The organism is Halovibrio variabilis (assembly GCF_007991175.1).
Classification (GTDB): Bacteria; Pseudomonadota; Gammaproteobacteria; order Pseudomonadales; family Halomonadaceae; genus Vreelandella; species Vreelandella variabilis.
Genome location: NZ_BJXV01000022.1, coordinates 1 through 15,517, shown reverse-complemented (window position 1 = coordinate 15,517; position 15,517 = coordinate 1). Strand labels below are relative to the sequence as shown.

Below are 15,517 nucleotides of genomic sequence, written 5' to 3'. Positions count from 1 at the left end.
CGAACGGTTGTCACGAAAACGGCAGTCGCGAAAGGGCGTCACGTTAGCGGTGATTTAGCGCGTCAGGGTACCTTGCTATCGCCGCTTGCGCTAGGGGAAGCGATAATGCGCCAATCGCGCCCCACCGCCCGCATATCGTGAATGATTAAACGCCGCTGATCGGCCATACGCGAGAGCCCTGGCAGCGCAAACAGCGGCCGCGCCTCGCCGCCTAGCAGCGTGGGGGCAACAAACAGCTGCAGTTCATCAACCAGCTCGGCATCCAGCATGGCGCCCGCTAAGGTGGCGCCGGTTTCCACCAGCAGTTCGTTAACCTGCTCATTTTCGGCTAACCACTGCAGCATGGCCACTAAATCGATACGGCCGTCGCTACCGGCGGGCAACACCTGGACCTCGGCGCCCGCCTGAGTTAGCCGTTGGCGCTTTTCAGCAGCGTGGTCGGAGGTGGTAATGATCAGCGTGCGCCCCGGCTCGCTCAAACAGGCCGCCGCCAAGGGTAAGCGCAGCCGAGTGTCTAAAATCACCCGCAGCGGCTGGCGGCGAACCACTTCCTCAGCGTTGTCGAGCTGTAGCTGGTCAGCGCGTAACGTCAGCCGCGAGTCGTCCATAATGATCGATTCGACGCCGCTTAATATCGCACTGGAGCGCGCTCGTAAGCGCTGGACGTGGCAGCGCGCTTCGGGCCCGGTGATCCACTGCGACTCCCCCGACCCCATCGCGGTGCGCCCGTCTAAACTCATCGCCATTTTCAAGCGCACAAAGGGGCGTTGTTGTGACATGCGGGCAATAAAACCGGGATTGAGCGCGCGCGCCTGGCTTTCCAGCAAACCCACTTTGACCTCGATACCGCCTTCTTCAAGGATGCCAATACCGCGACCGCTCACCTGGGGGTTAGGGTCTACCATCGCAATCACTACCCGCGCTACGTTGGCGTCCCGCAGCGCCACCGCACAGGGGCCGGTTCGGCCAGTGTGCGAACAGGGCTCCAGGGTCACATAGGCGGTCGCGCCCTGGGCCTGCTCACCGGCGGCCTTCAAGGCGTGGATTTCGGCGTGGGGTTCACCGGCACGCAGGTGAGCACCTTCGCCGACAACCTGCTCATCGCGCACAATGACACAGCCCACCCGCGGGTTGGGGTCAGTGGTGTACAAGCCCTTTTCCGCCAGCTGCAGCGCCCGGGCCATGTAATAATGGTCGGCCTGGCTAAAAACACCGCTCATTTTGACGGCCCTTGAGACGGTTCTTGAGAGGGTTCTTGAGAAAGTCGATCGATCTCAGCGCGAAATTCGTCCAGGTCCTGAAACTTGCGATACACCGAAGCAAACCGGATGTAAGCCACATGGTCGAGGGTTTTAAGCGCCCGCATGACCGACTCGCCAATATCACGGGCGTTGATTTCGCGGTCGCCCCGCGCGCGCAAGGTTTGACGAATGCGCTCTACCGCCGCCTCAATCGCTTCAGCGCTGACCGGGCGCTTTTCCAGCGCACGCAGCATGCCTGCCCGCAGTTTGGCTTCATTAAAGCTCTCTCGGGAACCGTCGGATTTCACCACCCGCGGCATCACCAGCTCAGCGGTTTCGTAAGTAGTGAAGCGCTCTTGGCAGTTCGCACACTGGCGACGACGGCGTACTTGGTCGCCGTCGGCAACCAAACGCGAATCAGTCACTCGGGTATCGTTTGCACTACAAAAAGGGCAATGCATAGCGGTCAACCTGTTGTCAGCCCGTGTCGGTGTACCGCACGAGTTAGCGTGTTATACCTATCAATGTGTGTGCTATTAATGGCGTTTATACGGGTTATGATCACCCAATGCTAAACTAGTAAAAACGCTAGCCCAGCGTTTAAACGCGGTACCAACCTCGCATTGTAACGATTTGGCACACAAGCTGCAGCGTTTGTGGCAGATTGTTTATCAGGAGTTATCCATGTCCCCTTTCGAGCAGACCGTTCACGACTACCTTAGCCACCTTTATGGCCATCGAGCTGGCGAGGTGCAACGGCGCTTAAACCAACGTCTTGAGCACTTTCAACCGCTTGCCCCGCTTTCTTCCGCTCCCACCGAGGTATCGGCAAAAAATGCACCATCATGGAGCGAAAAAGACCAGTGGGTCATCAGCTATGGCGACTCGATTATTCAGGAAGGCACGCCACCGCTGGCGGTACTCAGCGACTTTCTCCAGCAGCGCCTGGGCGATCGCATCAGCGGTGTGCACGTGCTGCCTTTCTTTCCCTGGAGCAGCGACGACGGTTTTTCGGTCATTCACTACCGGGAAGTCAATACCGAGCTAGGCGACTGGTCGCATATCCGCGAACTGGCCAGCCACTACGACCTGATGGCGGATCTAGTCCTCAACCACGTCTCGCGGGAATCGCTTTGGTTCGTGGATTACCTGAGCGGCAGCCTGCCCGGCCGCGACTACTTTATCGAAGTTGACCCCAATACCGATGTGTCCCAGGTAGTACGCCCGCGCAGTAACCCGCTGTTAGTCCCTGTTGCCACCCGGCGCGGCACACGCTATTTATGGGCCACATTTTCCGAAGACCAGCTGGATCTCAACTTTGAAAACCCGGATGTGCTGCTGGAATTCATCGGTATTTTACTGTTCTACCTAGAGCAAGGCACACGCATTATCCGCTTGGACGCGGTGGCCTTTCTGTGGAAACGCCTGGGCACCGCCTGCATCCACCTGCCAGAAACCCACACCGTCGTGCGGCTATTACGCGCTATTGTGGACCATGTCGCCCCGGGGACCTTATTGGTGACCGAAACCAATGTACCCCATATGGAGAACATCAGTTATTTAGGGCTGCAGCGGCTGCCCAAGGGGCCGCCGGATGAAGCGCATATGATTTATCAATTCACCCTGCCGCCCCTGCTGCTACATACCTTAACCCGGGGAGAAGCCAGCACCCTGCAAACCTGGCTTGCTAGCCTGCCCGTGCTGCCCGCCCACTGTACTTACCTGAACTTTACCGCCAGCCACGATGGCATTGGCGTACGCCCGCTGGAAGGCTTGCTGCCCGACCACGAGCGCGATGCACTGCTAGAACTGATGCATAAATTCGGCGGCTTTGTCAGCATGCGCAGCAACCCCGACGGCAGCGACACGCCTTATGAAATTAACATTACCTGGTTTGAAGCCATGCGTGGCACCCGTCGCGGCCCTGACCCCTGGCAGATCGCTCGTTTTCTGTGCAGCCAGGCGATTATGCTCAGCCTGCAAGGCATACCCGCGCTGTATATCCACACGCTCACCGGTACGCTGAACGATGTAGAAGGCGTTGAGCGCAGCGGTCGCCTGCGTTCGATCAACCGGCGGCGCTGGCAGCGCAGCGAGCTAGAGCTACTCATCGACAGCCCTTCCACACCCACCCACGATGTTTTCCGCGCGTTAAATCGCTTATTGGATCAACGTCGCCAAGAGCCCTGCTTTCACCCCAATGCGGCTCAGCGAGTGCTGGACTCTTCTCCGGCATTGTTAGCCGTAGAGCGCGGCCCGTTAAAGGATGGACGTCGCCTGCTCGCGCTGTATAACGTCACCGACCTTCCGCTACCCCTAGAAAAGGTGGGCGAGGCGGTGACCCAAGCGCTTAGCAAACACGACTGGCAAGCACTCGACCCCGCTAACCCGTGGGAAGCTAACGGCGCCCTTCCGCCTTACGCGGTACGCTGGCTGGTAGCTACTCGCTAAGCGGACGATGGAATTTAAAAACGCTCTTAAAAACGCTGTTAAAAACACAATAAACAAAAAAATAACGGCAATGTGGCGTTTCTCGCTAACGTCCTTGCCGAAAAGGCCGATGAAATAGGTGGGATAAATCGAGCAAGCACGGCTCACTGATGTCACCTAAAACCAAACAGGAAATACATGACACGCTTAACGACGACACAAAAGCTGTGGGGAACACTGGGGATTATCTGGATCGCCATGCTATTGCTAGTGGGCTGGCTAGCCTGGGAGAACCGGCAAACGATTGAGAGCGAACGCCGCGACAGCATTCAGTACGTGGTAGAAAGCGTGCAGGCGCAGCTTGCCGCCCTGCAAGAACGGGTCGCCGCGGGTGAACTCAGCCTTGAAGAAGCCCAGCAGCGCGCCATCGATAATATGGCTAGCGTCAGTTTTGGCGACGGAGAATATATTTTCGCCTTCAACGACGACCTACAAATTGTCTCTCACCCCAACCGCCCCCGCGGTGAAGACATGAGCGCCTACCAGGATGCCAGTGGCATGGATCTTTACGCCGCTTTCCGTGAGGCTGCAAAAGCCGGCGGTGGGCACGTTGACTACTACTCACGCCGTATAACGGGCGATGAACAGGTGCCGAAAACCAGTTACGTGGCCTATCTTCCTGAGTGGCAGTGGTCGCTCGCCACGGGCGTTTATGTCGACGACATTAATGAAGCCTTTATTGCCGGTTTGATTCGCTCGATTGTGATACTGCTGATTATTGGGCTACCGGTGACGCTGCTGATGGGCTGGGTTATTCGCGACGTTTCTCGTCGTTTAGGGGGTGACCCTCGCTACGCCGCCAGTGTAGTGCGGCATATCGCCGATGGCGATCTTACCCAAGTCACTCAGCTTTCGGCCAAAGACCAGCAAAGTTTACTGTTTGATATCAACCGCATGCGTAAAACCCTCGCCGAGACGATTGGCGATATCTACCACGGCGCAGACCAGGTCAACAGTGGCGTTGAGCAGATCGTGGGCGTTAACGAAGAGCTTTCCACGCGTACCGAACAACAGGCGGCCTCTTTAGCCGAAACGGCGTCGAGTATGGAACAGCTCACCGCCACGGTGAAGCAGAACGCCGACCATGCCGATCATGCCCGCACGCTGGCCACCCGAACGGCAGACAGCGCCCAGCGCGGCAGTGACTCCATGTCCAACGTGATTTCCACCATGGCGACGATTAACGAAAGTGCCACGCAAATGAGCACCATCGTCAACACCATTGATGGTATCGCCTTCCAAACCAATATCCTGGCGCTTAACGCCTCGGTGGAAGCCGCACGGGCCGGTGAGCAAGGGCGTGGCTTTGCGGTGGTTGCCAATGAAGTGCGCCAGCTAGCCAGCCGCTCGGCTGCCGCCGCTCAAGAGATCAAAACCCTGATCGAGGCGTCAGACAACAAAGTCACGGAAGGCAGCCGCCAGGTCCGCGATACCGGCGATGTCATCAACAGCATGGTGAATGACATTAAACAGCTCAGTACGCTGGTTCAGGATATTTCTGCCGCCACCATTGAGCAAAGCAGCGGTATCGAGCAGGTCAACCAAGCGGTAACGCAAATGGACCAAATGACCCAGCAAAATGCCAGCCTGGTGCAAGAAAGCACCCAGGCGACACAATCGCTCGCCCAGCTGAGCGATCAGCTGCGCCAACTGGTCGCCCACTTCCGCATTAACCAGAGCGAAAGCCGCGCTCAGGCTAACCTGCCAGCCGCGCCCGCTGCTTCACAGGCGTCCCACCAGCACAGCGATTTCTAGCGCCTAGCTACTAATCGCCAAGCACTTAAAGCTAAGCACTTAAAGTAAGTGTCATAAAATTAGAAACAGAGCCTTAAAAAGGCCAGCTACCTTCGGGTAGCTGGCCTTTTCATTGAGATAGGCTTTTTTGGGATAAACCTGAAGCGCTACACCTTACCTTGATTATCCAGCTCAACGGCTTCATGCATGCGCGTGAGCAGGTCCGGTACGGCGGCCTGTACGCGGTTCCAACTGGGGATAAAAGGCCGCTCGCGGGGGTTGTCCAGAAACAAATTGCCCGCTTCGAGTAGGTTACTGGCGAATAGCTCCACCGCCTGCTCTTCGCTGTGGCGGTCAAGCTTTAAACCATTCATGGTGGCATCGTGGTCATAGGCTTCAATCAAATCTAACGCAAAGCGGTAATAGGTCGCTTTAAGCGTACGGAAATCTTCGCTGCTAAACGTGACACCCTGGGTCGCCAATTTACGGTAAAGCGCTTTTGAAATATCCAGACTCATGCGGTTTAAGCCGCTATTTGGGTCATCTTCGCTGACCGGCTGATGCTTGTGATCATAGGCATCGGCGATATCGACCTGGCACAGCTGGCGCAATGAATAGTTGCGCTGCAACTCCGACAAAACGCCGATCTCAAGCCCCCAATCAGCGGGAATGCGAATGCCCTCCAGCACTTCGCTGCGCATGGCAAATTCGCCCGAGAGCGGGTAGCGAAAACTATCCAAATAGTCGAGATAAGGCAGCGGCCCGCAAACGGTTTTCAGCGCACGCAGCAACGGCGTCACCAACAGCCGTGCAACCCGGCCGTTTAGCTTTCCCTCCGCGATGCGCGGGTAGTAGCCTTTACAAAAACTGTAGTGAAAGCTCGGATGGGCCACCGGATACATCAAGCGCGCCAGCAAGCCCCGCTCGTAGGTCAAAATATCACAGTCGTGCAGCCCTACCACCGTCGAGCGGCCTGAGGACAACATATACCCCGCGCAGTACCACACATTGCGCCCCTTGCCGGGCTCTTGCGCACCCAGCCCGTGTTCTGCCAGCTCCGCATCCAGAGCGCTGAGCCGTGGGCCATCGTTCCATAAAATGCGCGTATGCTGCGGTAACCGCGAAAAAAAATCGCGGGCATATAAAAATTGCTCACGATCAGCGCGGTCCAGGCCAATCACGATCTCACTGAGATAAGGCACTTTAACCAGCTCATCAACAATCGCCGACAACGCCGGCCCTTCCAGCTCCGAAAAGAGCGAGGGCAGAATCAAGCCCATCGGGCGGCGACGCGAGAACTGACATAGCTCCTGCTCAAGCGCCTCTACCGAGCGCCGAGTCAGGTTGTGAAAATCGGTAATGATACCGTTTTGATGAAAGTCACTCATGCGCTTAACTCCCTGAAATCATTAATCACGCTATCCCTTTTTCCCGCCGCCGCTAAACGGCGGTCATCTCGCCCCCACCAGTGGGCCACCCCCTCAGCCCAGCCGGTAGGTCCGGTTGCTTGCGTGCGATAGAGCGACGTATTACGCGGTTCGACTGCTAAGTCGTGACAGCCACGGATCACCACCGCCTGGTCGACCGCCTCAAGCATCGAGACATCATTAGGCCCATCGCCCAGGCCAAGCGAACGCGGATGGCAGCCGCGTAAAGCGGTAAAGCGTTTTATCAGCCACTCAACGGCGTTGCCTTTATCGGCCGAGCGCCCCATCACATGCCAAAAACGCCCACCTTGGGTCAGTTGCAATCCATCGCCTTCCAAGGCCGCTCGAAAAGCTGCCAACGCCGTATCGCTGTCTTGCCATATCAGCGGCTCGCTGCCCTCCCGCTGACGCGCATCACGCGCTCGAGCGCCGTCAAGCCCGGTGAGCTCCATTACCTCCGGCAAGCGCATCTCGCCCATGCGTAAAAAACGCACGTCGAGACGCTCACGCCATATGTTCAAACGGGCACGAATAAAGCCAATATCAACGCCAGGGTGCTTGATAACCATGCCATCACGACCGCTTCCTGGGCGGTCTAAACGCGCATGGCACCAGCCCGGTGGCAAACCAATCACCGCGCCATTCTCAGCAATAAACGGCGTGCCAGTGAGGCCCAGCGCTTCACGCAGGGGGAGTAACTCAGCACGGGTTTTACTGGTCACCGGTATCACCGGCACCCCCACCTGCTTCAGTTCGGCGAGCCACGGTGCCGCTGGGGCAAAGTCATAGCTGTGGTGATCCAACAGCGAGCCATCTAAATCGGTGACGACCAGACGCGGCTGCGAAGCAGGGTCTGCCGGAGAAAGCAGCACTGAAAGATTAGCGGATTCAGGCATAGCACTACCTCTTTTCGGTCGCAACGCTGTTATGAAATGGCGTTAAGACAGCCTAACGGGATTACCTATCAACGTTACCTATCCAACGTTACCTATTAACGCTGCTTATTGACTATAGCAATTAGCAATTTATACAGAGCAAGTTACACGCCAAAACCGAGAAGTACTTTTTCAGCAAGCGGTTACATGCCCTGGAAACGGTGCTTAGTTTATCAATACGCGATGGCACCAAAATAAGGCGCCCAAACTGCACCATTAAAGTGCATGAAGCAGAACGGTGCGCGCCGTTTACCTTGTTACCGCAGGGCCAAGCGAAAAAAGACAGATAAAAGTAAAAAAAAAGTGACACAGCACTTGGCAGCGCCGTATAAATAGCTATACTGAAATTGTACCCGCTGGTGATCCTGTACACCCCCTCACCTGATTCCAGCGGGCTGCAGTGAGCCAAGCCCTTTGATGCCCGCCTCCCCCGGCGGGCTTTTTTTATGTGACGGCTTTTTTATATAAATAACGTCAAAGTAGCAGGCCCTATGAAATGTAGCTTTATTTGCTACCGATTTATCCAGCTACTCAACATGGATCACGACTTCCACTCGGCGATTTCTTGCCCGCCCTTCCGCCGTATCGTTACTGGCTAATGGCTTCGTAGCGGCCAAGCCCACCGCGCGCAGGCGCTCAGCATCGACACCGGCGGCTTCCAACGCTTCTACAATGGCAATGGCCCGGGCGCTAGACAGCGCCCAGTTAGACGAAAATTCATCGGTGCTAATCGTTTGGCTATCCGTATGACCTTCTACCCAGACTTCGCCATCGTAGCGCTGAATGGTCTCAAGCAAACTGCCCACTAACGACGACCCCTCGTCGGTTAGCTCGGCCGTTGCTGAAGGAAACAGCAGTTTATCCTGCACGCGCAGGCTAATTCCCTCCTCCACTCGCGACACTTCAACGCCATCCAGGTCGGGCAAGTAAGCCGATTCTTCAACACGCTGGGAAAGCGCCTGATTCAAGGCCAGCGCACCGGACACCGACTCATCGCTTACCGCCTGTACATTCACCGGGGGCCGATCGGTTAACACCACCATATAATCAGCAAGGGGCGACGAAAAATCATCGCTGCCCGCAGGCATCAGCAATTTAGGCAGGGAACGCGACGGTGCGGCTAATAACGGCGGCACACCCACCCTAATACGCCGGGGCAGCCCAGCCACACCTAACGCCGTGCTAATCGCCACCGGGCTTAATCCCGAGCCACGCCATGTGGCACGCATAGAATCCTCACGCATGGCCATGGCCTGAGATAATGACGCAGGCAAAGGTACTTCCAGCGTAGCTGGCAACGGCTGGTCATCATCACCGGGGGAGCCTCCTGCCAGCCAATCAGGGTTTGTTGCCCCTGCAGCCGCTAGAATGACTACAAACAGTGCCACCAGCAGCGTCATGATATCGAGATAGCTGATCATCCAACCGCTATTATTATCGCTTTCATGATACGCCGACATTAGCGAATCATGGCGCGGACCGCGGCGGTGATCTTCAAGCATGGGTATTATCGCTCATTCAAGTTTTTAACCTCGTGGCCGATCTAGCTATTAACATCTAATTAGGCACGTCAAATCAGGCGTGGCAAACTAATCATTACTAACCAAACATTGCGAGCCTGGCATTACGAACCAAGCAAGCCATACAGTCTATCAAAAGCCGTTTTGTAGCGAAAAAGGAACCCGCAGGTGCGCACCCGTCCCCTATCTTGTCAATTAGCTTATTTCGTACGCCCTGTTAGCTTGGGGCTGGCGAGCTTAATGCTCAGCGGCTGCTTTTATGCCAATACCTCACAGGCGCCCATCGCCACAACATTTCCCTACACCGAACAGCAGCGTATGCAGGCAGCCCACCACTGGGATGTGCTCGCCCGCCACGAAGCAACCCGCATTTTGCAACGCGAACGCGTCCGCAATCGCGATCTACATATCGACCCGGCCGACCAAGAGGCATTACATGCTTACAGCGGGGGTGAGTTTGAGCGGGGCTTTCGTACGCTGCTGACCAGTGAGCTGGTATCGCGGGGCGCCAATCTCACCACTGTCCCCACGGCAAACAGCGCTAACATCAGCATTGATGTTGAAGTCGTCGAGCATCGCGATCGCGATTTTGTCCGCCCACCCGCTGGGGCGTTTACCGCCTTAACCGCTGGTATCGCGGTGGCTACCATCCCCATTAATCATTGGGCCGAGCCTGCCCTGGGGTTAATCCCCGCCGCCATGCTCGCCGACACCACCAGTGGCAGCTGGACCCATACCGGTAACGAAGAGATCATTGTGACCACGCAAATTATCGATGGCGAACGAATTCTCTACTCTTCCTCCAACATTTACTACATCAATGCCGGTGATCGCCGTCAATACGCCCCTCAACGCGTGCCTCAGGCGCCGACAACACCGTCCGTTTCAATTACTGATACCTGGTAACTTCATGCTGATGACACTTTTTACTGGATGGCGCGCTCGCTTTATCAACCGCTCAACCCGTGCGGCGGCGACCGGCATAATGCTACTCCTGCTGGCAGGCTGTAGCGCGCTGGGCAATGCTAACAACATGGCCGCCGAACCGGAACCTGATCTTTCTGAACTGGTTCACGCCGCCGCCGAACAGATGGTTGCCGGCAATCCGGAGCTCACCCGCTACAGCCCGATGATTGCCGCCACCTTCGTAAGCATCGACAATCTCAGCCAATCGTCGACGCTTGGCCGCATCAGCTCGGAAATCATGGCCTCAGCGCTATCCCGCCAGGGCATGCAGGTTCGCGAAGTCAAAATGCGCGACAGCATGTTTATCGAAGAGAGCGTGGGCGAGTTGATTCTTTCCCGCCAAGTTCAGCGTTTAAGCGCCCAGCATAATGCCCGCTCGATATTGATGGGCACCTATGCACAAGGCCAGGACTATATCTATGTCAGCGCCCGCGTCGTCCGCTCAAGCGACGCCATGGTGCTAGGCAGCGCCGATTTCCGCCTGCCGTTGAATAACAACACGCGCAGTTTGTTAGAAGGCCAAGGGAGCTGGTGAGGACTGACAATAGGCTCGCGATGCATTTGGCTGCCAACCTGATTACCGCTCTTATTATTGTGGGAGGTAGCCTGAACTCTGCACTGATGCCAAAAGCTACTTGTGGGAGGTAGCTTTAGCTCGCGACCGTGCAGGCTACCAGCCAGCTGAATCTAAGGGGTACCTCCGGCACCCTTCGCCGAGATGTCGGACCACCGAATTGTCGGACCACGCTGAAGCGGCCCCCCACAACAGATAGCTGGCTTAGTGGTTGCGATCTGAATCGTGAGATACAAAATAGCCGATCAATCTTAAATCCACATTAGATGACGAATAGCCTCACGCACAAAGGCTAGGCGGCGAGTTTCTTCATCCGCGCTGAGCTCTCGGATGCGGTTCATCACTTTCTTTGACACCTCAGTGTTTGAATAGCTCCTCAAGAGAATTAGCAGTGAGAATTTTATCAGACCACTTATCTAATTGATTGCTATTAGCCTGCTCTAGACGTTGCTGCGCCCACTCAGGTAATTCACCAAACTTCATCTTAGCTAGCTTGGAAAGTAAATGGGCCTCACCTTCCCGCCGAGCATCGTTTAAAAACGACACCTCATCCCGTAGCGCCCGTTCACGCACAAACGCGAGGCGACGGGTCTCTTCATCTGCGCTGAGCTCACGGATACGGCTCATGGCACGCTTGACTGGTTCATGGGCGACATTGGCCATGGTGAGTTCCTCCTGCCAGTGCTTAAAGAAGGTGATCCAGGCGCGCAGAGGGCCTTCTGGCAAGCCCAGGCGATCCGCCTTGTTGAGTTCGATCAGGTTCATCTGCAAAACGTTCCCAAGCGAAATTTTGGGCTGGCGTTCATCGCGCATTTCAAAACGCCATACTGCCTGCTCGCGCTCGGCCACTGTTTCCGTGAACAGGTCGAAGTCCAGCAAGTGCAAGCCCACCGAGGCGCGCAGCTCCTCGTAGTCCTCCCCGGCGCTCAGCTGACCCCCCAACGTGCGGGTCAGGTAGAACAACCCACGCTTATGCCACGCGCCATAACGGCGTACCTGCACCTCAACATTGTAGCAGTTGCCTTCGCCATCGCGGGCCAACACGTCGAGGATGATGTACTTGCCGGTCAGTTCTACCGCCTCAATGTTCGGGTTGAGAATTTCCACCGAGGCAATGTCAGGCAGATACACAGAGGGCAGCCACCGGGACTGTCCTTTTTTGTGCGTAAGGCGGGGAACGTGTCTGCAGAGGAAGTAATGCTTTGCGAAGCCCTTCTGAAAGTGCTCCAGGAGCGAGAAGATCACGAGTTGTACTACTTCGATGAGTCAGGTTTCTCGCAGTCCTCATCGGTACCCTATGCATGGAGCGCTATCGGCAAGCTAAAGCAGGTGCAGGCGGGAGCGTAGGAGCGCAACTTGTTGCGCGATCAGCAACTATCCCGCCACCAAAAATCACTCATACACCACAGGCAAAACAACACTGATGGGCCGCCCGGCTTTGTGGGCCACTGCTTCAATCGATGCTTTAAACGCCTCGCGGGCCTGGTCATCACCATGAACCAAACGGACCTCCCGCGGCCAGCGGCGCATCCGCTTGATGAAATTAAGCAAATCGCGCTGCCCGGCGTGCGCCGAATACCCGCTGATGGTGGTGATACCGGCGCGAATATCCACCCGCTCGCCATCCAGTTCGACCCAACCACCCCCAGGCCCGTAACGCTGAATATCGCGCCCTGGCGTACCCGCCCCTTGATAACCCACAAACAACACTTGATGACGTGGGTCGCCAAGCATTGCCTTTAGATAGTTCACCACGCGCCCGCCCGCACACATACCGCTGGCGGCAATCACCACCGCGGGACGGCCGCTTTCAGCAAGATAGCGCACGGTTTGCTCGTGGGTTTCATGCTCATCCACCGTATACACATTATCGAAACTCAGCGGATGCCTACCTGAGCGCAAACGGCGTTGCGCCTCATCATCCCAGTAGGGTTTCAATTGCCGATACACCTGCGTAAAGCGCGCCGCCAATGGCGAATCAACAATGATTTCCAAGGCACGCCAATCAGACGAGGGCGGCGCTGTATGCACGATGGTTTCCAACTCATACAGCAGCTCTTGCGTGCGGCCAATACTAAACGCCGGAATAATCACCGTTCCCCGGTTAGTCAGCGCTTGCTCTATGGCCCTTTTCAACGCCTCGCCCCGCTCGCGACGGCCTTCATGGTTGCGGTTGCCATAGGTCGACTCAAGGACCAGCACATCCGCTTGATACGGTGATTTAGGCGCCGGAAGCAACGGCGTGTGCGGCGCGCCTAAATCACCGGAAAACACCACCCGCTGCTTGGTGCCTTTCGCCTTATCGTTTAGCGCCACATCCACGTAGCTGGAACCTAAAATATGCCCGGCCCGCTTTAGTTTCACCCGCATCGCCACATCAGCGGAATCAACCACGCTATGCCACTCATCGTACTTAAGTGGCACCAGCTGATGCTGTACTTTGGCTTGAAACTGTTCGATTAGGCGGGCATTACGGGTAAAGCCGATTTTCAGCGCATCCTCAATGACAAGTGGCAGAAGCAAGGCGGTAGGCTTGGAACAAATAATCGGCCCATCAAACCCCGCGGCCAGCAAATAAGGCAAACGGCCAACGTGATCAATGTGCACATGGGTAATCACCAGCGCTTTCAGCGTACTGATATCAAAGCCCACTTCAAGCTGCGCCAGGCTATCTTCAGCGGCGTCTTCCCCCTGAAACAACCCGCAATCCACTAGTAGCGAGTGCTCACTGCTGGCAATCAACTGATGACAACTGCCCGTTACCCCGCCTGCCCCACCATGATGACGTATCTCCGGCCACGTTTCTCGCGTATCCATCTGCATTTCCTTATCTAAAAAATCTAAATAAGAAACGTATCATATAAAATTAAAAAGCGCCTGACAGAGCAGGTGCAGGCGGGGGTCGTAGGAGCACAACTTGTTGCGCGATCAGCAATGCTCTATACCTGACACCGGGGGGGCCTTCCCACGCCATTAAAATGGTTGAAGGCCGCTTAAACCTGAGTTTTTGAACTCTACAGCTGAATCTGTCACGCGGGAAGGCAGGATCAGTGCTGCGTCTCGGCACACCGCTTTTCCACTTCGTCCACCGGCAACTCTTCTATTTCCGCGATTAGTTGGTCATTCATTTCGGTCAGTGCTATTAACACTTACGAGCGGTGTTGCGTTTACTTTCTAACGCACGTTGCTCCGCTTCCTGAGCTCTTCCTATCGCCCTTTTTCGATACCCAGCTGCTCACCTTCCCGCTTCGCATCATCCAAAAACGATACTTTATTCCGAAGCGCACGCTCCCGCACGAAGGCAAGTCGGCGAGTCTCTTCATCCACGCTGAGTTCGCGAATACGGCTCATCTATTTCTTGGCCACCTCAGTGCTTGAATAGCTCATCAAAGCTGTCGACAGTAAGTATCTCATCTGTCCAGGCTTCTAGCTGCTTAGTATCCGCCCTCTCCAGTTTTTCACCTACCCAGGCGGGTAACTCACCAAAACGTTTCCTCAGTAGGCGCTGTAGAACGCGACGCTCTCCTGTCATCTCTCCTTCTCGCTTCGCGTCATTTAGCAAAGACACTTCATCCCGCAACGCTCTCTCCCGCACAAACGCGAGGCGACGGGTCTCTTCATCTGCGCTGAGCTCACGGATACGGCTCATGGCACGCTTGACTGGTTCATGGGCGACATTGGCCATGGTGAGTTCCTCCTGCCAGTGCTTAAAGAAGGTGATCCAGGCGCGCAGAGGGCCTTCTGGCAAGCCCAGGCGATCCGCCTTGTTGAGTTCGATCAGGTTCATCTGCAAAACGTTCCCAAGCGAAATTTTGGGCTGGCGTTCATCGCGCATTTCAAAACGCCATACTGCCTGCTCGCGCTCGGCCACTGTTTCCGTGAACAGGTCGAAGTCCAGCAAGTGCAAGCCCACCGAGGCGCGCAGCTCCTCGTAGTCCTCCCCGGCGCTCAGCTGACCCCCCAACGTGCGGGTCAGGTAGAACAACCCACGCTTATGCCACGCGCCATAACGGCGTACCTGCACCTCAACATTGTAGCAGTTGCCTTCGCCATCGCGGGCCAACACGTCAAGGATGATGTACTTGCCGGTCAGCTCTGCCGCCTCAATGTTCGACACCTTGCGCCGGGCATTGAAAAAATCAAGATAGCTTCAAGCGCATCCGGCACTCACTGAAGGGCCAGCGTGATGAGGCGAATTTCGCAATACGCAGAGCCTTCTGAAAGTGCTCCAGGAGCGAGAAGATCGAGGCGAGCACGAGTTGTACTACTTCGATGAGTCAGGTTTCTCGCAGTCCTAATCTGTACCCTATGCATGAGCGCTATCGGCAAGCCATAGGAAGTACATAACATGTTGGCAGAACGCATTAAACAATGGCCCGAACGCTGGGAAGAAAAAGGTCGTCAAGAAGGTCGTAAAGAGGGGCAATTAGAAGCCAAACAATCAACGGCTCGCAACCTACTTGCACTTGGTGTACTCACCAAAGAGCAAATTGCTGAGGCTACGGGATTATCGGTAGAAGACGTTGCCCAGTTGCAAGCAGATCTCAAGCGCTGAGCCAACCCCATCGCCCGACAAGTCTGGCTCCTACAAGGGCTCTGCGTCTCCACCAAAGCACGTGCAGCTGAGGTC

The 15,517-nt window shown here is 56.0% G+C and carries 14 protein-coding genes and 2 pseudogenes; 7 read left to right on the top strand and 9 right to left on the bottom strand.

Annotated features, from left to right (window positions below; all coding sequences use genetic code 11):
• Positions 1–62 precede the first annotated feature (62 nt).
• Both ribD and nrdR read right to left on the bottom strand, forming a co-directional pair.
• Positions 63–1,220 (bottom strand): bifunctional diaminohydroxyphosphoribosylaminopyrimidine deaminase/5-amino-6-(5-phosphoribosylamino)uracil reductase RibD, encoded by a 1,158-nt coding sequence (gene ribD, locus HVA01_RS15710; RefSeq protein ID WP_146876353.1) that lies wholly within the window; start codon positions 1,218–1,220, stop codon positions 63–65.
• Positions 1,217–1,702: a transcriptional regulator NrdR gene (gene nrdR / locus HVA01_RS15705; RefSeq protein WP_146876352.1), complete on the bottom strand. Its 486-nt coding sequence runs from the start codon at positions 1,700–1,702 to the stop codon at positions 1,217–1,219. Before nrdR ends, ribD begins: the two co-directional genes overlap by 4 nt.
• Positions 1,703–1,925: 223 nt before the next feature.
• Between nrdR and HVA01_RS15700 the strand changes: the two genes are divergently transcribed.
• Positions 1,926–3,692, top strand: a complete 1,767-nt coding sequence (locus tag HVA01_RS15700) for a sugar phosphorylase (protein WP_146876351.1) — start codon at positions 1,926–1,928, stop codon at positions 3,690–3,692.
• A gap of 177 nt (positions 3,693–3,869) precedes the next feature.
• Positions 3,870–5,486 carry a methyl-accepting chemotaxis protein gene (locus tag HVA01_RS15695; protein ID WP_146876350.1) on the top strand — a complete coding sequence of 539 codons (1,617 nt, stop codon included), beginning with the start codon at positions 3,870–3,872 and terminating at the stop codon, positions 5,484–5,486.
• Positions 5,487–5,632: 146 nt separating this feature from the next.
• Here the strand turns inward: HVA01_RS15695 and HVA01_RS15690 are convergent, their stop codons facing one another.
• The 3 genes from HVA01_RS15690 to HVA01_RS15680 all read right to left on the bottom strand — a co-directional run bounded on the left by HVA01_RS15690 (position 5,633) and on the right by HVA01_RS15680 (position 9,329).
• Positions 5,633–6,853 carry a glycosyltransferase family protein gene (locus HVA01_RS15690; protein WP_146876349.1) on the bottom strand — a complete coding sequence of 407 codons (1,221 nt, stop codon included), beginning with the start codon at positions 6,851–6,853 and terminating at the stop codon, positions 5,633–5,635.
• Positions 6,850–7,788 (bottom strand): HAD-IIB family hydrolase, encoded by a 939-nt coding sequence (locus HVA01_RS15685; protein WP_146876348.1) that lies wholly within the window; start codon positions 7,786–7,788, stop codon positions 6,850–6,852. Before HVA01_RS15685 ends, HVA01_RS15690 begins: the two co-directional genes overlap by 4 nt.
• Positions 7,789–8,354: 566 nt before the next feature.
• Positions 8,355–9,329, bottom strand: coding sequence for an OmpA family protein (locus HVA01_RS15680; RefSeq protein WP_146876347.1), 975 nt, complete (start codon positions 9,327–9,329; stop codon positions 8,355–8,357).
• 258 nt (positions 9,330–9,587) lie between these two features.
• Between HVA01_RS15680 and HVA01_RS15675 the strand changes: the two genes are divergently transcribed.
• Positions 9,588–10,253, top strand: coding sequence for a hypothetical protein (locus HVA01_RS15675; RefSeq protein WP_371860162.1), 666 nt, complete (start codon positions 9,588–9,590; stop codon positions 10,251–10,253).
• A 79-nt stretch (positions 10,254–10,332) separates the two neighbouring features.
• On the top strand, positions 10,333–10,848 hold the full coding sequence (locus HVA01_RS15670) for a FlgO family outer membrane protein (RefSeq protein WP_146876385.1): 516 nt from the start codon (positions 10,333–10,335) through the stop codon (positions 10,846–10,848).
• Positions 10,849–11,244: 396 nt separating this feature from the next.
• On the opposite strand, the gene HVA01_RS15665 is transcribed toward HVA01_RS15670, so the two are convergent.
• Complete coding sequence (locus tag HVA01_RS15665) at positions 11,245–12,018, bottom strand: Rpn family recombination-promoting nuclease/putative transposase (RefSeq protein WP_146876346.1); 774 nt, start codon at positions 12,016–12,018, stop codon at positions 11,245–11,247.
• A gap of 75 nt (positions 12,019–12,093) precedes the next feature.
• Here HVA01_RS15665 and HVA01_RS15660 point away from each other — a divergent pair.
• A pseudogene (locus HVA01_RS15660) lies at positions 12,094–12,225 on the top strand (IS630-like element ISHsp2 family transposase); the annotation flags it as partial.
• Positions 12,226–12,279: 54 nt separating this feature from the next.
• Here the strand turns inward: HVA01_RS15660 and HVA01_RS15655 are convergent.
• The 3 genes from HVA01_RS15655 to HVA01_RS15650 form a co-directional block, all read right to left on the bottom strand.
• Positions 12,280–13,704 carry an MBL fold metallo-hydrolase RNA specificity domain-containing protein gene (locus HVA01_RS15655; protein ID WP_146876345.1) on the bottom strand — a complete coding sequence of 475 codons (1,425 nt, stop codon included), beginning with the start codon at positions 13,702–13,704 and terminating at the stop codon, positions 12,280–12,282.
• A gap of 390 nt (positions 13,705–14,094) precedes the next feature.
• Entirely contained in the window at positions 14,095–14,238 is a 144-nt protein-coding gene (locus HVA01_RS17415; RefSeq protein WP_170243532.1) for a hypothetical protein, read from the bottom strand.
• A 16-nt stretch (positions 14,239–14,254) separates the two neighbouring features.
• Positions 14,255–15,004 carry an Rpn family recombination-promoting nuclease/putative transposase gene (locus HVA01_RS15650; protein WP_146876344.1) on the bottom strand — a complete coding sequence of 250 codons (750 nt, stop codon included), beginning with the start codon at positions 15,002–15,004 and terminating at the stop codon, positions 14,255–14,257.
• Here HVA01_RS15650 and HVA01_RS15645 point away from each other — a divergent pair.
• Positions 15,003–15,182 (top strand): annotated as a pseudogene (locus HVA01_RS15645) (IS630-like element ISHsp2 family transposase); the annotation flags it as partial. The gene HVA01_RS15650 and the pseudogene HVA01_RS15645 overlap by 2 nt on opposite strands.
• 53 nt (positions 15,183–15,235) lie before the next feature.
• A complete protein-coding gene (locus HVA01_RS15640; RefSeq protein WP_146876343.1) occupies positions 15,236–15,442 on the top strand; it encodes an RpnC/YadD family protein in 207 nt (68 codons plus the stop codon).
• The last annotated feature ends 75 nt before the right edge of the window (positions 15,443–15,517 follow it).

Excerpts from the sequence above, each read along its gene's own strand:
- ribD (WP_146876353.1), bottom strand. The coding sequence starts at position 1,220 with ATGAGCGGTGTTTTTAGCCAGGCCGACCATTATTACATGGCCCGGGCG.
- nrdR (WP_146876352.1), bottom strand. The coding sequence starts at position 1,702 with ATGCATTGCCCTTTTTGTAGTGCAAACGATACCCGAGTGACTGATTCG.
- HVA01_RS15700 (WP_146876351.1), top strand. The coding sequence starts at position 1,926 with ATGTCCCCTTTCGAGCAGACCGTTCACGACTACCTTAGCCACCTTTAT.
- HVA01_RS15695 (WP_146876350.1), top strand. The coding sequence starts at position 3,870 with ATGACACGCTTAACGACGACACAAAAGCTGTGGGGAACACTGGGGATT.
- HVA01_RS15690 (WP_146876349.1), bottom strand. The coding sequence starts at position 6,853 with ATGAGTGACTTTCATCAAAACGGTATCATTACCGATTTTCACAACCTG.
- HVA01_RS15685 (WP_146876348.1), bottom strand. The coding sequence starts at position 7,788 with ATGCCTGAATCCGCTAATCTTTCAGTGCTGCTTTCTCCGGCAGACCCT.
- HVA01_RS15680 (WP_146876347.1), bottom strand. The coding sequence starts at position 9,329 with ATGCTTGAAGATCACCGCCGCGGTCCGCGCCATGATTCGCTAATGTCG.
- HVA01_RS15675 (WP_371860162.1), top strand. The coding sequence starts at position 9,588 with ATGCTCAGCGGCTGCTTTTATGCCAATACCTCACAGGCGCCCATCGCC.
- HVA01_RS15670 (WP_146876385.1), top strand. The coding sequence starts at position 10,333 with ATGCTACTCCTGCTGGCAGGCTGTAGCGCGCTGGGCAATGCTAACAAC.
- HVA01_RS15655 (WP_146876345.1), bottom strand. The coding sequence starts at position 13,704 with ATGGATACGCGAGAAACGTGGCCGGAGATACGTCATCATGGTGGGGCA.
- HVA01_RS17415 (WP_170243532.1), bottom strand. The coding sequence starts at position 14,238 with ATGAGCCGTATTCGCGAACTCAGCGTGGATGAAGAGACTCGCCGACTT.
- HVA01_RS15640 (WP_146876343.1), top strand. The coding sequence starts at position 15,236 with ATGTTGGCAGAACGCATTAAACAATGGCCCGAACGCTGGGAAGAAAAA.